The 13,372-nt window shown below is 62.1% G+C and carries 14 protein-coding genes, 1 tRNA gene and 2 rRNA genes; 7 read left to right on the forward strand and 10 right to left on the reverse strand.

Annotated elements, in window-relative coordinates; translation table 11 throughout:
* The 3 genes from EPD66_RS15750 to EPD66_RS15760 form a co-directional block, all read left to right on the forward strand.
* A 23S ribosomal RNA gene (locus EPD66_RS15750) occupies positions 1-101 on the forward strand; the annotation flags it as partial.
* A 92-nt stretch (positions 102-193) separates the two neighbouring features.
* Positions 194-308, forward strand: a 5S ribosomal RNA gene (rrf, locus tag EPD66_RS15755).
* A 66-nt stretch (positions 309-374) separates the two neighbouring features.
* A tRNA-Met gene (locus EPD66_RS15760) sits at positions 375-451 on the forward strand.
* A 151-nt stretch (positions 452-602) separates the two neighbouring features.
* On the opposite strand, the gene EPD66_RS15765 is transcribed toward EPD66_RS15760, so the two are convergent.
* From EPD66_RS15765 to EPD66_RS15775, 3 genes are read right to left on the reverse strand one after another with little or no spacing between them, the layout of a single operon-like run.
* Entirely contained in the window at positions 603-1,886 is a 1,284-nt protein-coding gene (locus EPD66_RS15765) for a hypothetical protein (protein WP_221930996.1), read from the reverse strand.
* A gap of 16 nt (positions 1,887-1,902) precedes the next feature.
* Positions 1,903-2,661: a hypothetical protein gene (locus EPD66_RS15770; RefSeq protein ID WP_142849484.1), complete on the reverse strand. Its 759-nt coding sequence runs from the start codon at positions 2,659-2,661 to the stop codon at positions 1,903-1,905.
* The gene (locus EPD66_RS15775; RefSeq protein ID WP_142849485.1) at positions 2,652-3,638 is read right to left on the reverse strand and encodes a hypothetical protein; all 987 of its coding nucleotides are present in this window, start codon (positions 3,636-3,638) and stop codon (positions 2,652-2,654) included. Before EPD66_RS15775 ends, EPD66_RS15770 begins: the two co-directional genes overlap by 10 nt.
* 211 nt (positions 3,639-3,849) lie before the next feature.
* Between EPD66_RS15775 and EPD66_RS15780 the strand changes: the two genes are divergently transcribed.
* Positions 3,850-4,812 (forward strand): replication initiator protein A, encoded by a 963-nt coding sequence (locus EPD66_RS15780; RefSeq protein WP_255448531.1) that lies wholly within the window; start codon positions 3,850-3,852, stop codon positions 4,810-4,812.
* Between the two features lie 541 nt (positions 4,813-5,353).
* Here EPD66_RS15780 and EPD66_RS15785 read toward each other — a convergent pair.
* Both EPD66_RS15785 and EPD66_RS15790 read right to left on the reverse strand, forming a co-directional pair.
* Entirely contained in the window at positions 5,354-5,584 is a 231-nt protein-coding gene (locus EPD66_RS15785) for a hypothetical protein (RefSeq protein ID WP_142849486.1), read from the reverse strand.
* A gap of 90 nt (positions 5,585-5,674) precedes the next feature.
* Positions 5,675-7,690: a type IV secretory system conjugative DNA transfer family protein gene (locus EPD66_RS15790; RefSeq protein ID WP_142849487.1), complete on the reverse strand. Its 2,016-nt coding sequence runs from the start codon at positions 7,688-7,690 to the stop codon at positions 5,675-5,677.
* 539 nt (positions 7,691-8,229) lie between these two features.
* Here EPD66_RS15790 and EPD66_RS15795 point away from each other — a divergent pair.
* Complete coding sequence (locus tag EPD66_RS15795) at positions 8,230-9,135, forward strand: ArdC family protein (RefSeq protein ID WP_221930997.1); 906 nt, start codon at positions 8,230-8,232, stop codon at positions 9,133-9,135.
* 75 nt (positions 9,136-9,210) lie between these two features.
* On the forward strand, positions 9,211-9,651 hold the full coding sequence (locus tag EPD66_RS15800) for a hypothetical protein (RefSeq protein ID WP_142849489.1): 441 nt from the start codon (positions 9,211-9,213) through the stop codon (positions 9,649-9,651).
* A 47-nt stretch (positions 9,652-9,698) separates the two neighbouring features.
* On the opposite strand, the gene EPD66_RS15805 is transcribed toward EPD66_RS15800, so the two are convergent.
* Positions 9,699-10,235, reverse strand: coding sequence for a hypothetical protein (locus EPD66_RS15805; RefSeq protein ID WP_142849490.1), 537 nt, complete (start codon positions 10,233-10,235; stop codon positions 9,699-9,701).
* Positions 10,236-10,238: 3 nt separating this feature from the next.
* On the reverse strand, positions 10,239-10,694 hold the full coding sequence (locus tag EPD66_RS15810; RefSeq protein WP_142849491.1) for a hypothetical protein: 456 nt from the start codon (positions 10,692-10,694) through the stop codon (positions 10,239-10,241).
* 210 nt (positions 10,695-10,904) lie between these two features.
* Between EPD66_RS15810 and EPD66_RS15815 the strand changes: the two genes are divergently transcribed.
* Positions 10,905-11,489: a site-specific integrase gene (locus EPD66_RS15815; protein ID WP_142849492.1), complete on the forward strand. Its 585-nt coding sequence runs from the start codon at positions 10,905-10,907 to the stop codon at positions 11,487-11,489.
* A 155-nt stretch (positions 11,490-11,644) separates the two neighbouring features.
* On the opposite strand, the gene EPD66_RS15820 is transcribed toward EPD66_RS15815, so the two are convergent.
* The 3 genes from EPD66_RS15820 to EPD66_RS15830 form a co-directional block, all read right to left on the reverse strand.
* The gene (locus tag EPD66_RS15820) at positions 11,645-11,893 is read right to left on the reverse strand and encodes a hypothetical protein (protein ID WP_142849493.1); all 249 of its coding nucleotides are present in this window, start codon (positions 11,891-11,893) and stop codon (positions 11,645-11,647) included.
* Positions 11,894-12,164: 271 nt separating this feature from the next.
* Positions 12,165-12,482, reverse strand: a complete 318-nt coding sequence (locus EPD66_RS15825) for a hypothetical protein (protein ID WP_142849494.1) — start codon at positions 12,480-12,482, stop codon at positions 12,165-12,167.
* A 269-nt stretch (positions 12,483-12,751) separates the two neighbouring features.
* Positions 12,752-13,114 carry a hypothetical protein gene (locus EPD66_RS15830; protein ID WP_142849495.1) on the reverse strand — a complete coding sequence of 121 codons (363 nt, stop codon included), beginning with the start codon at positions 13,112-13,114 and terminating at the stop codon, positions 12,752-12,754.
* Between the last annotated feature and the right edge of the window lie 258 nt (positions 13,115-13,372).

Here is a 13,372-nt window from a genome sequence, read left to right on the forward strand (position 1 = left end):
CCTATCAGAGCCGTGGAAGACCACCACGTCGATAGGTGGCATGTGGAAGTGCGGCAACGCATGAAGCTAAGCCATACTAATCGCTCGACCGGCTTGACCCATCATCGCAGCGGCAAGCCTGGCGCAACGAACACAAAAGCACTTTCCAGAAGATAACCCGCACGAGGGCCGGATCAGACGCGCGTTTCGACGACCTGGTGGTCATGGCGAGGGGCCTACACCCGATCCCATCCCGAACTCGACCGTGAAAACCCTCAGCGCCGATGGTACTGCGTCTCAAGACGCGGGAGAGTAGGTCGCCGCCAGGTCTTCCAAACGCGCACAAAGAAAAACCTAATCACGATCACGGCGCACCCCCAGCGCCCACACATCACCGCGGGGTGGAGCAGCCCGGTAGCTCGTCAGGCTCATAACCTGAAGGTCGCAGGTTCAAATCCTGCCCCCGCAACCAAAATTACCAAGCAATATCAACGCTTCAGACGAAAGTCCCGCTCCTCACGGACGGGGCTTTCAGCGTTTTTGGCACAGTTTTGGCACAGTCAGAACCAAGCTGTGCCAACTGCCGACAACAAATCCCGGCAACTCTATGTCCTGCCTGTACGTCATTCCGGGCTCGCCCAGGCCGGCAACGCATCGAGGTATCTCAGCTCCTCGCGGACCACGGGATCGAGCGCCTCGGGCAGCAGGTGCCGGAGCATCGACCATTCCTGCGACCGCTCATCAGCCTGTGCTTCGCTGCGATGGCGATGCAGATGTTCCCCCACCTTGGCCTTCAGCAATCCAGCCATTGCCGTGTTCCCTATCAACCGCGTCAGCAGGTCGGTGTAGCCACCGAAGGTGCCGGCATGCAGGTAGGTATTGAGCATCGCCCGGATGTTCGGGTGTCCGCTCGCATAGTTGCGCTCCTTCCCGTTCGCCGCCGCCACGATCGAGAAGGCCGCCGCCACGAGTAGGCTTTGAGGACGTTCAAGGCCATGCAGCGGTGCAGAGTGATCCCATTTGGCCAGGTCGCTGAACCACGGTCGGCGACGTCGTTCGATCTCCGCGAGGAGCGGCGTCACGATCCGGTCCTCATGATAGGGGAGCTTCGACCTCGGGATGGTCAGCTCATCGAACCGGACGAGTTTCGGCGGATCGAAGCCGTCGCCGCTCCGCAGATAACAGTTGAGGACGAGAGTCCGCTGTTCCTTCGACGCCTCGACGGCGAGCGGGTCGAGGACGAAGGCGTTTCCCCGGTGCCGGCGAATGACATCGATGAAGCTCTGCTGCACCTGGGCCTTGGTGTCGATCCCGAACAAGATCCAAAGCAGCGGCACCCCTTCGCGCTCATAGTGTTTGCACCTGGCCGAAATCTCCGTCTGGAAGGTGCTCGACATCTGGAATTCGACGGCGAAGGCGCCGAAGCCTTCCCACTCGACATAGACATCCGGGAACCGGCCATGTGCCGTCTCGGTCGGCGGCAGGTATTCGGCCACGGTGTGCCTCACATGGCGCGGGTCGAGGGCCACAAGCGCCGCCACTTGCTCGCACATCAGCCTATGGAAATCCGATTCTTGACGGCCCTGATACTGAGCGGCGCGGGCATCGTCTGGCACGGTGTTGCGGCCGTGATACCAGGGGCAACTTGGATCGCTGCCGCTGTAATGCGCGAAGAGTGGGAGGCTGACACCACGTCGTCGCGCCGTCCTTATGTACACGCTGCCGTCGCATGCCAGGCAACGGGCAACCAAGCCTTCGTTGCCCTGCCTATGATCGGTGATCCGGTCGCGTAACAAGCCCCAGCTATCTTCGGGCATTGCCACCAAGTCGTGGGCCGTTACCGGGCCGATCCCATCGACCACGGCGGCTTCGACGATGCGTTGTGGCTTCCTTCCCACGCCGGCCAACGGGCTGTCGCCTCCTCTACGTCAGTCCGTATGCTGAGCGGAGGAGCGCAAGCGCTTCGTCGCGGGTGAACGGCACGTCAAAGGCTTTCGGGTCGAGCGCTTCGTCCGCTTGCGCCAGTTCGACAAAGCGCCCGAGGTCGGTGCGGATGGGGCCGGATATCTCGACCGAGGCACCGCGCGGTAGGAGCTGCACCAACCGGAAGACGTCATTGCGGTGTTTCTTGATGTTCTTGCCGTCCACTTTCTCGCCAGCATCGGAACGCGCCTTGAGATCAAGAAATGCGCGCGCCTTGAAGGGGATCAGCAGCGTCTCATCGATGATCGTCACGCCATCCAGCTTCCGCTTTGCTGCCTGGAGTGCCTCGTAATAGCCCTCGTCGAGCAGGATCGCGGAAAGGCTGACAACATCCTCTTCCACAGGAATCGGCGTCAGAGCGGCATCTTCAGGAAGGTCGAGCGTTCCCGGCTTGCGCGAGAACAGCTCGATCATGAAGGGGAAGCTCTGGTCGGTCGGCTTGTGAAAGCGATAGAACTCCTTCTCTCCGTCGCTGCGCTCCCGAGCCTGGTATCCGCCTGCATCGAGAAACGCCCTGAAGACTTTTCCGAATGCGGCATCGACCACCTCGACACAGAGCACCATGTCGATGTCCTTCGTCGCCCGGAAACCGAGACCGGCCGCGTCGAACAGCAGGTCGCAGGCGGCGCCGCCGATGATGGCGTATTGCTCTTCATGCCCTGCGAAATGCTCGCGAAACTTATCTATTCCTACAACCACGGCAGCCCCTCCACTAATCGTTCCGCGGCCGCGGCCACGCGCTCATCGCTGTGATCCTTGAACTGCGCATAGAGCGACAGTGGATCGACGGTCGGCATGTCGGATAACCCGGCAGGGTCGTAGGACCAAGTTTCCACCATGTAGTCAGCGTCATGCCTGTCCGTCTCGACCAGCCCGCGATCGCGAGCGAGGGTTTTCCAGTCACTTGCCGCTATCGCGTAGGCATCCATGCGCGGCCTCGATAGATCGGTCAGCTCAGCAAGTGCGCTCTCACCGGCGGTTTTCAGGGGCGCTCCCACGAAATTACCTTTGACGAACTTCACGGCCCGAACGGGGCTTCGCAGGTGGTCACGCGCCACATCAAGAAGCTGGCGGCCGGACGCTTTGAATCGAATATGCCGTTCTTTCCCGTGCTTTTCGGTCTCCGCCAACCGGACGGCGACCAAATCATCGAAGGCGCGGCCAATCGACATGGCCGAGTAGTGCAGCCGTTTGGCAATCAGCGAAGGCGTGAAGGCGTTCTCGTCGGGTCGTAAGAGGTGGTGGAAGAGGACGGCCTGTGCAGCCGGGGACAAGCCATCCGCATCCTGGAGCTTCGGCGCGCGAAAGTGCTCCCGGAGGTCCATGGCAAGATCCGGGATATAGAGCTGATTGCCCGGCACGACGAAGGCGACACCATGGCTGAGAAGGCGCGACCGATTGTGTGCGCTGAGGGAGGGCGCTGCGAACACGACAACGGCTTCTATCGCGGAGCGAACCAAGCCAACGTGTTTGGCGATATCCGACGGCGTTGCCAAGTTCTCCCGAGCGGCAACGAATATGCAGCGCTTGCCGGCAATCTGAGCTTCATAGAGCTTGTAAGTGCGTTCCAGGAATGAAGGGAGCGCGAAGGTGCCACCAATCTCCGTCACACGGATTCGGTCATGCAGGGTTTCCCCGAGATAGCGCTCCAGCGCCTCGGCGAACGGCTCTTCCATGATGGTGCGCTGTTTATCTAACATCGATGTGCATAGTAACACTGTTAGTGTTAGCGTGCAATATAGCTGTTAGTGATCTGACGACGCTCAGGGGCGCAGCCCCGTCCGCCCCACCAAACCCCTCTGGCGGATGTCAATTTCTGCCCGCGTTACCAATCTCGTATGATAGGGTAAAAAGAACAAACGATGAACTGTGAGGTTTCGCCATCGAATGAAGACCGCGCGTCCGCCAGCAACTGCCGCTAGTCAGACAGGCTCGCTTAAGCACACCATCGACCGGCTTCGCGAGACCATCGAGCGGACAGCTCCGCGCCCCTCCATGCGCCCAGCCCCGGCGAACGACAACCAGCCGGACTTCTTCGTTCCCTCGCTCTGCGACATTCCCGTCAAGGACGGTATCGGTCTGATGGACATCGCCGTGTTCCGGCTCTCGAAAAGCCAGACGCGGAAGGGCGATACGATCCGCTACGAACTTGCCGACGCGGTCGTGGAGGTGAAGGGCGGCGCCGACGGCATGGCTACGGTCTATGACTATGACATCGTCCTGATGATGATCAGTCACCTGGCCGACGCCATGCGGCGGTACCGCGCCGGCCTTGGTGAAATGCCCTCGGCAAAGTTCCGTCCGCACAGCGCCGAGATATTCAAGTTCTGCCGCATGCCCTTCGGCGGCCGCCAATACGAGGCGTTGGAGCAGGCCCTCGACAGGCTGCAAGGCACCTACATCAAGATTTCGGTCAACGACCGCCGGAAGGCCGGCCGGCGTGCCGGATACTTTCCACTCATCGCCGGCGCTACCGTCGCGACGCGCACCGACACGGGCCGGGTCGGGTCTTTGGAGATCACCATCCCCGACTGGATTTATCAGGGTGTGACCGGCCACCAGAAGCCTGAGATTCTGACGGTCAACGCCGACTACTTCCTCATCAGAAAGGGCTTGGCCCGATTCATCTATCGCCTCGCCCGCAAAGCGGCTGGCACCGGTGAGGCGGCGTACTCCTTCGAGACCGTGCATGCCCGTTGCGGGACGACGCGGCAGCTCAAGAAGTTCGCCCACGAGCTGCGTCAGCTCATCGCGGCCAACGACCTGCCAGACTATGAACTGGCCGAGGGCAATGGCAAGGACGGTCCCCTTCTGCTCATCACGTCCCGAGCCAGCCGCGCCGCAGCCTGATCCTTCTGGAGTCCGCAATAGACAGTCCCACGACCTTTCCGCGCGTAGCCGCGCGTCTGAAATCGCGCCCTGTGGATAGGCTGTCTATTGCGGACCCGTCACTGTCCATTGCGGACCGAAGTGCTGTCTATTGCGGACCGGAGCCTGTCTATTGCGGACCCGGTTATCCACTGATCGAGGCGGATTGCCAAGATTTCCGATGATCAGACGAGTCTAAAACTAATTAAAACAAATATTGAAACGATTAAAACGCAGTCGCTTGTGGATAACTCGGCGGTCCAACCTGCCTGGTCTCGACCAGTTCTTCTTCGGCAACGCCGACCTCTTTTGTGCATGCGGAGGGGTGCCCAATGCCATCGGCGGCATTCCGTCGGACACAGCGAAGGCGCTGTGCGGCCGGCAAAGGGGCTCTCGAATGGGGTCCAGATGGTGATGCCGGTAGCATGCTGTTGGCAAACCGCTTGCAAGCCTGACCAGGAGCAACCTGTCGTGTTTGGCAGTCCTTCTGACTGCGGCAAGGAGGTCCGTTCCAGTTCTCGGTTCAGGCGTTATCCTGACCAGACTGCCTGTCTTCACGCTTTGCCTTCTGGATTTCCTGATACTGCCGGGACTGCTCCGCAATCTGCTCTGATCGCGCCCGAGCCGCATTGCGTCCCTCATCGAACTGCTCGCGCCAGCTTTTCGACTTTGGCAGGCGCCTCAGATACCAGCGCATGAAGAGATAGCAGAGCGGCGCGGCAATAAGCGCGGCTATGATCAGACTTCCACTCATCCTTTTGACCTCGCTATTCTGGCGGCGGCGCGTTCGCTCCCGCCGCATCGGTTTTGAAGGGGCGCGAGGCGCAACAGGAGCCGTTTCTGTTCATTCGTCGAAGCTCGGCGGTGTCGGAGGGCGGCGCGGCGGCTCCGATGATCCAGCGGGCCGCTCAGGCGCTCCGCCGTCCCCTTCATCGGCATTCTTGGTTGCCTCGGGCGTATCGGCCTTGCGGGCGCGCATGCGCGCTTGCAGTGCGGCCAACTCCGCCTGGTATTCGGCATCCCCTTGCAGATCGGCGTCTTCCGGCGATGCTGCGACGGGTGCTTCCGCCTCAGGCTCTTCGTCGTTCGGCTCAGGCTCCATGGCTGGGGTTGGTTCAGGGCGCGGGGCTCGGTGTATCTCCTCGCCAAATTTGCTTTTCTGCTCGATCACCCAGTCTTGCAGATCCTCATCGGCATAGTGGGGCTTGAACATCCGGGCGCGGATCGTCAGCCCATCCTGGATAATGACGCAGTCCTCGCGGAACTCAGGCCCCATCAGTTGCTGTGGCGAGGCCACCCAGTCTTCGCCGCCCCACAGGTCCTTGCGCTTGCCGAGGCGGTTCGCGACATGCTCCGCCGTCGTCTGATCATTCGGGCGGAAATAAACCTGACAGCGGCAGTTGGCGATGAGGCTCTCCCATTTCTGGTAGACCTCCTTCAGCTGCGCCATGTCCTGGGTGAACAGCCACAGCCGGATGCGGTAGCTCCGCGTGATCGCAACCGCGTCCTCGATAATGCGCATGTAGCCGAGCTGCGGCATCTCGTCGAAATAGAACGTCATCGGCCAGTTGGGATAGCTCTTTGGCAGGTCCGCGTCGGTCGCGTTCTCCTCGTCGAGCATCCTGCGGACGCGGATCGCTTCGCTCAGATGCTGGCCCAGCATGACGCGCAGCACCGTGCGCATCGAACTCATCTTCTCCGGCGACACGATCAGGTAGATCGTAGCTGCCCGGCCGACTTGGGCCTCCTCAGCTTCTTCGTCGTAGTACCAGCCCGGTGGGCGGCCGGCCTTCGCAGCCTGCATGACGCAACTGTTGTCCTCGCGGAGAATGGTCTCCACCGACCAGCCCGGTGTCGAGCTGGACGTCACCGCCACCACATCATCGGACCGCCATACCGCAAGCTGTGTGCGCAGCGTCGTCGTAATCGAGGCGCGCAGCGCCTCCGATTGCGTCTCGATGATGTTGCCCAGCTCTTGCAGTCGTTCGTCGTCGGAGCCTTGCAGGTCCTCGACCATGGCGTCGAAATCGGCCTTGCTCGCCGCCAGCAGGCGGCAGACTTCGCGCATGTTGCGGCGCTCGCGCGGCCGGCGGTGCATGACGTAGAAGATCAGCCCGGTCAGCAGGTCGCGGGCGGCATCGTCCCAGAACGGCTCCTTGCTCTGCGGCACCACCAGCAATTCGGCGAGAAGCCGCGCGTCGTCCCAGCCCTTCACCCGGTCGAGCGGGTTGTAGCAGTCGGAATCGGGCTCGCCCGGCGCCCATTTGTAGACCTGGCCGTAAAGGTCCCGACGCCACGCCGTCTCCCGGTAGTTTTCGCCTTTGGGGTCGAGCACCACCACCGGCCCCTCGAACTCCAGCAGCGTGCGCAGGATGAAGCGCTGGCCCTTGCCCGAGCCGGTCGGCGCCACCGTCAGCAGGTGGCCTTCGCCGTGAAACAGGACCGGCAGCCTCACGTCCTCGCCATTCGACCGCTGCCTCGGCATGTAGCCCAGCTCCAGCCTGTCCACCGGAAATGGCGTGCCCTTGCGCGAGAATATCCCCACCCGCAGCAGATCGTCGTCGCTCGCCCATGCCTGCGCTTGTCCGAGGTGCTGGATGCGGTCGCGGTTCGCCTTGGTCATCATCGGGATGGCCTGGCGCAGCGTGGTGCGGGCCTCCTCGATATGGCCTTGCAATAGGTTGCGGTAGAGAATGTCCCTGTAGACCGAGTCGAGCTGAGGGTCGCGGACGACCATCTTGAACGCCTCGCGCCATGCCGGGTCGAGGGTCTCCAGCAGCAGGTGCACGGGCGACTTGCCGGCGTCCGGGTCTACCGGCCGGTCTTTCTTTCCACCCCCGAACAGCTTGCCGAACACCATCCGCCCTCCGCCAGCAGACCAGACCCCCTTTTGTTCTGTCGATTCCTTGTACCCCGATTTGGCTGATCTTCCTATGACTTGAGTGCTGCCCGAGGTTGACGTTTCAGCTACGCCGCGCCTGTCAGGCGGTGATTGTTGCCGGCGGCCATAAGCCCTCGATGCCTTGCGCCAATGGGCATCGTGACAGTCTCCCAAATGGCCCCGCCGCCCCCTGACGGTGGGGCTGTTCGGTCTCCGGGCTCCAACTCTCCCGTTGGCGAGGTTCCTCTGATCCTTGCCGCTGACCGCAGCCCACGAGCCGTCCTCAGTTGTGGCTGACCTGGCAGGGTCGCCGTGCGGCACAACGGTGGTCGGTCAGTTTCTTCCCCTGCGGCCGAGGCCGCATTCCTCGCGGGCGCTGCGCGATCCAAGAAACAGTCCGCCCGCCGTCTTCCGGTTCCCTCCAGCCCTCTCGGGTGCGCCGCCCGTCTTGCCCCTGCCTCTCCGGTCGCCATCGAACGGCCGCGATGGGCGCGGTCGCAAAGACAAGGAGAGGAACCATGACCGCACAACGCATCGACGTTTACACCCAGGTCACGAACAACATCATCGCCGCCATCGAGGCGGGCGCGGGCGACTGGCAGATGCCCTGGCACCGCAGCGGCGAGGGCCTGAACCGCCCCGTCAACATCGACACCGCCAAAGCCTATCGCGGCATCAACGTCGTCAGCCTCTGGGCCGCAGGACAAGCCCGCGGCTTCAGCACCGGCACCTGGGGCACCTATCGCCAGTGGCAGAACAAGGGCTGTCAGGTCCGCAAGGGCGAGAAGTCGAGCCTGGTGGTGTTCTACAAGGAACTCGACGTGGAGGAGCAGAACGACGACGGCACGACCGAGCACGGCAAGCGCCTCATGGCGCGCGCGAGCTGGGTCTTCAACGCCGACCAGGTGGACGGCTGCGAGGCGCCCGCGCTGCCCGAGCCCAAGGACCCCGTGCAGGTCATCGACGCGGCCGAGCACTTTGTCACCGGCACCGGCGCAACCATCCGACACGGCGGCAGCCGCGCCTTCTATCGTCCCTCGGACGACATCATCCAGATGCCCGAGCGGGAGCGCTTCCTCGGCACCGAAACCAGCACTGCGACCGAGAGCTACTACGCCACGTTGCTGCACGAGCTGACCCACTGGACGGGGAACGACCGCCGCTGCGACCGGCAATTCGGCAAGCGCTTCGGCGACGACGCCTATGCGATGGAAGAGCTTGTGGCCGAACTTGGCGCAGCATTCCTCTGCGCCGACCTGGGCGTGACGCTCACCCCGCGTCCCGACCACGCCGCCTACATCGACAACTGGCTGAAGGTGCTCAAGGCCGACAAGAAGGCCATCTTCACCGCCGCGTCGCAGGCCGCCAAGGCCACCGACTTCCTCGGTGGCCTGCAATCCGTCGAGACGGAGGAGGCGGCCTGATGGCCGCCTCTACTCCTTCAGTCAGGCCGGGAGCTTTTGGCTCCCGGCATAAGCCTCCAAACATGGAGGTTCCCAATGGGTTTGGTTTTCAACTTTCTCGACCGGATAGCCGCAAACAAAAGCATGCCACTGAAAGTGCGGTTCTTCGCCAGTGATCTGCAAATGAGAATGAGCCCTGAGGCCCAAAAAGTGGACGCATTGCTCAGTGAGGAGCGCGTCAGTGAAGCGGCCGAAATCGCTTCGGCCATGCCTGAAAGTCACCTAAGTCAATCCATGACCTTCAGGGTCGCGGGTGTCCAAGCCCGCTTGCATGACCGGCAAATCCGTGCCGAGCGAGAGGCACAATGGCGCGCCGAAGAAATTGAAAACGCTCGTGCAGGCGTGAGAGCCGCAGCCGAGGTGGAAATTCAATCCGGACCTCTCTTCGTGGAGCAAAATTTGCGAAAGATGCGCAAAGTGACGACATGCCCTGTACCTCGGGTGCGCCCGAACGACGAGCAGGAACCCGAGCGGTAGCAGCTGAAGGAGCAGCCCGCTCCCATAGCTGACCCGCCGCCCTGCGACTACGTGGAAAACTCGACAGTCGCCAGCTTGCTCTCCACGGCAGCACGCGCATTGTGCATGGCCTTCTCAGGCAACTTGCGGAAGGCGTTCGCTATCGCGAGGGCTAGCGCAAGGCCGATGCCGGCGCCGATCAAACCGGCTAACATCGAGCCCCGGAACATGCCTAGGCTCAGGACCCCACCTAGAACTGGCAATACGACGATGTTGAGGACGCTGCCAGCCTTCATCATCCGACCGACCGTGTTGGCGCCGTCGCCGGTTAGGGCGACCATCGCTGAAAACTCACCGTTGCCGTGATCCTTGAGTTTCCCGCTGACCTTGATGTTGTAGCCGACCTCGGCGCCTGTCTTCCGGTCGAAGGCATTCCGCTGTTGCTGCGCGAAGGCGCGTCCCGTGCCGGAGAAGCTGCCATCCGAAGTTTGGTCGAATGTCCCGCCAAGTGCCGCTTCCACGGCCTTCATGGTTGCGGCCGTCGCCTGCGCGAGAGTCCTGTCTCGCTCAAGGGTGAAGCGCCGCGTCATCGTCACTTCCTGCATCGCTCACCCGCCTGACCGTTTCGTGCTGTCCACGAACAGTCTCGTCTGCTGGTCCACGAAGAACACCGGCATGGGCGTATGGCCCTGAACCGCCACCGCATAGCCTTCGCCCTCGCGGTGGAACACATGGCAAAGTCGCGTGCCGGGCGCGATGTCTGAGCCTGCCTCTGCCGTGAGGCATAGCTCTCCTTGCCCATCGACGGACCATGTCCCCTGAATGAACAGCCCGATGCGGGTTATTCGCCCCCGGCCGCCCGTGGACAGATCGAAAGTGACCTGGTCAGCGGTTGGGGCATGAATGGCCCAATGCTGATCGATGAAGGTGCGGCGCACCTCAAGTTCGGGGACGCGGTCGGCTCGGCGGGCCTCTTGAGCCTGCGCACTGGCAATTCCGATGGTCAGCACAGCGCCGAGAAGCGCCGTAGGAATACGGCGGGAAGAGCGAGAAGCCTTCGGCATGGGAACCTCATGAGAAGGAGGACGGGAAGTTGATCGCTCCGGACCCATCGAGCCGCAGTCGAAGATGCGCGTTGCGCGGCTGCCACAGACCCTTCGGCAAATCGAGTTACAGAATGGGCAATAGTGTCGCTCGCTCGGACTGCCCTGCGTTACGATTCTGGAAGGTGAAACGGCAACGGAGGGACGGTCTTCTTTCAGGCGCGAGGCGATATGGAATGGAGCCTGTTCGATCCGGCCGGCCACCGGAAGTACCTGACCGAGGCCGAGCGGCGAGCCTTCATCAAAGCCGCTAAGAGCCAGGCACCGGAGGTCTACACGCTGTGCCTGGTGCTGAAGGACACGGGCTGTCGCCTGTCCGAAGCCCTCGCTCTAACGGCCGATCACATCGACCTACGCGCGGGTGTCGTCGTCTTCCGTAGCCTCAAAAAGCGCCGTCCTGGTGTACATCGCGCTGTGCCCGTCTCTCCAACCGTGCTCGCCGAGCTCGACCGTGTACATGGTGTGCGCGGCGCTCAGGGCGGGCCGGATGGTGGTGCATCGGCACGCCTCTGGCCCTGGCACCGGATGACCGGGCACCGGCGCGTAAAGGAAGTGATGGCGGTGGCAGGTGTGAACGGTCCGCACGCGACCGCCAAGGGTCTCCGCCACGGCTTCGGAGTTGCAGCACTTGAGCGCGGAATTCCGATCACGTTGCTCCAGAAATGGCTCGGTCACGCGAAGCTCGCGACCACCGCCATCTATGGCGATGCCGTCGGCGCCGAAGAACGGCGCATGGCCCGGAAACTGTGGGATTAGCTGGATTTTTCGATCTTGATTTCTGTGACTGAATTGCCCATTCCGTCACTTTCCGAAAGCTCGATCTTTCGGCGGCGCCTGCTTGGCTGCGAAAGCATGGGGACGGATGGTTGCTTAACGAGATAAGCCGCCCCCTTTCGGGGGCGGCTCCTCCGTTATCGGCCAGCGGTCAAGTTGGCCGCTGCCGCAAACAGCCAGATCACAGCAAGCGCGAGCAGTCCGCCCAGCGCGACGCCCATGGTGACGATGCCGAACACGACCACGCCGACCAAAAGCCAGAATGTTCCGGCCTCGGTAAGCATCACCGCGACATCCAGGGCAATGCCGATCCCGACGACAAAGCCGGTGCCGCCGAACGCCATGATGATCATCAGGACGAACAACATGGTGAAAAGCTGCCGCATGTCATTTCTCCGCCGCATTACTGCGGTCGGCTCCCTCAGCTAGAGTGGATGGAATTGCACGCCGAAACGGCGCTTACTCCGCCATAAGAGGCGGGTTGAGACGTGAAGCGGTAAAGCCACGAAGGGCTGATGTGTCGGTTTTCATCCCCTTATGGGGGGGTGCGCGAGCCGGTTCCTGACACCTGCCTACCGGTGCCGCTCACACGGGCGGACTTACTTTAAGAACGCTTCTCAGAAAAAGGAGCCGCCCCTCATGGGGGCGGCTCCTTCGCTATCGGCCAGCGTAGTGCGCGTTGAGCGGGGCGTTCACCGCGACCATGGTCGCGACCAGCATCGAGATTGCCAGGACTGCGAACCCGGCAATGATTGCTACGGCCGCGATCACTACGGCCGTGAACATCACGCCGGCGACCGCGTCGGCATAATCGAGCCACGCCAGGGCGGCCGGGATCGAAACGCTCACGGCCAGCACTATCGCGACCACGGTGACCGTGGCGGAAATGGGCAGCAGGGCTTCGGCGAGCAAGCCGAATACGATTCCCGCCGCGAAGGTGCGGAAGGAAACTCCCTTCGGGATCCTTTGGAACATGAATACGCACCGCCGCATTGCTGCGGTCGGCTCCCTCGACAAGAGTGAATGGGATTGGAGGGCGAAATGCCGCTTACGCCGCCACAAGGAGCGGGGGTAAGACGTGAAGCGACAAAGCCACGAAGGCTGATGTTTCGGTTTGCCGAGCTTATGAAAGGTGGCGCCAACGGCTGCCTGACAATGGCTTGCGCGGCGCCTCGCTAGTCACCGTCGAATGCAGATGAGCCCTCCCGCGCACAAGCGCGGGAGGGCTTTCGATTGGAGTGGTGTTAGCCCTCCTTGCACAGCATGGCGACGAGCGGAACGGCCAGAGCCGTTACCAGTGCGAGCACGGTCAGAACCGCCGCGTACCTGAAGGCAGTCTCCGGCTGAACCGCACCGACATCGGCCATGATGCTGACCGCAACACCGAAGGCCACGAACATGCCAGCGAGGTACAGCATGCCGATATCGTTGTACTCGACGCAGTAGAAAATGAGAGCGAATGCGACGAGCATCAGCATGTACAAGGTCGTACCCACCAGCACCACCGTTACCGGAACCCACAGGAGCGACGCGAGCGCAATCGCCACAATCAGGGTGAAAGTGACAGCGAGCGTCTTGGGGGCGTGGAACACATCGCGCATGGACATACAAACCGCATTACTGCGGTCTGCTCCCTCAGCAAGAGTTGACGAGAATCCAGGTGATTGTCGCATTAACCAGTCCTGGGACTGGAAATCAGAATAGGAAAAGGTATGCCCTGGCAGGGTCAGTGGTTCAGTTTGCCAGTGCTTATGGAATGCGGCACAAATCACTGACTGACGCCTCTGTCGCAGCCACGCCCAAAGCGCAGCGCGCGCTGATGCGTCTATGTCCTGGCCATGATTGAGATTCTGTGCGGACTGCGG

The organism is Telmatospirillum sp. J64-1 (genome assembly GCF_006980715.1).
Lineage (GTDB): Bacteria > Pseudomonadota > Alphaproteobacteria > Rhodospirillales > Magnetospirillaceae > Oleiliquidispirillum > Oleiliquidispirillum nitrogeniifigens.

Bases quoted from the DNA above. Each gene is read 5' to 3' on its own strand.
- EPD66_RS15775 (WP_142849485.1), bottom strand. From the start codon at position 3,638: ATGGAAGAGCCGTTCGCCGAGGCGCTGGAGCGCTATCTCGGGGAAACC.
- EPD66_RS15780 (WP_255448531.1), top strand. From the start codon at position 3,850: ATGAAGACCGCGCGTCCGCCAGCAACTGCCGCTAGTCAGACAGGCTCG.
- EPD66_RS15785 (WP_142849486.1), bottom strand. From the start codon at position 5,584: ATGAGTGGAAGTCTGATCATAGCCGCGCTTATTGCCGCGCCGCTCTGC.
- EPD66_RS15790 (WP_142849487.1), bottom strand. From the start codon at position 7,690: ATGGTGTTCGGCAAGCTGTTCGGGGGTGGAAAGAAAGACCGGCCGGTA.
- EPD66_RS15795 (WP_221930997.1), top strand. From the start codon at position 8,230: ATGACCGCACAACGCATCGACGTTTACACCCAGGTCACGAACAACATC.
- EPD66_RS15800 (WP_142849489.1), top strand. From the start codon at position 9,211: ATGGGTTTGGTTTTCAACTTTCTCGACCGGATAGCCGCAAACAAAAGC.
- EPD66_RS15805 (WP_142849490.1), bottom strand. From the start codon at position 10,235: ATGCAGGAAGTGACGATGACGCGGCGCTTCACCCTTGAGCGAGACAGG.
- EPD66_RS15810 (WP_142849491.1), bottom strand. From the start codon at position 10,694: ATGCCGAAGGCTTCTCGCTCTTCCCGCCGTATTCCTACGGCGCTTCTC.
- EPD66_RS15815 (WP_142849492.1), top strand. From the start codon at position 10,905: ATGGAATGGAGCCTGTTCGATCCGGCCGGCCACCGGAAGTACCTGACC.
- EPD66_RS15820 (WP_142849493.1), bottom strand. From the start codon at position 11,893: ATGCGGCAGCTTTTCACCATGTTGTTCGTCCTGATGATCATCATGGCG.
- EPD66_RS15825 (WP_142849494.1), bottom strand. From the start codon at position 12,482: ATGTTCCAAAGGATCCCGAAGGGAGTTTCCTTCCGCACCTTCGCGGCG.
- EPD66_RS15830 (WP_142849495.1), bottom strand. From the start codon at position 13,114: ATGTCCATGCGCGATGTGTTCCACGCCCCCAAGACGCTCGCTGTCACT.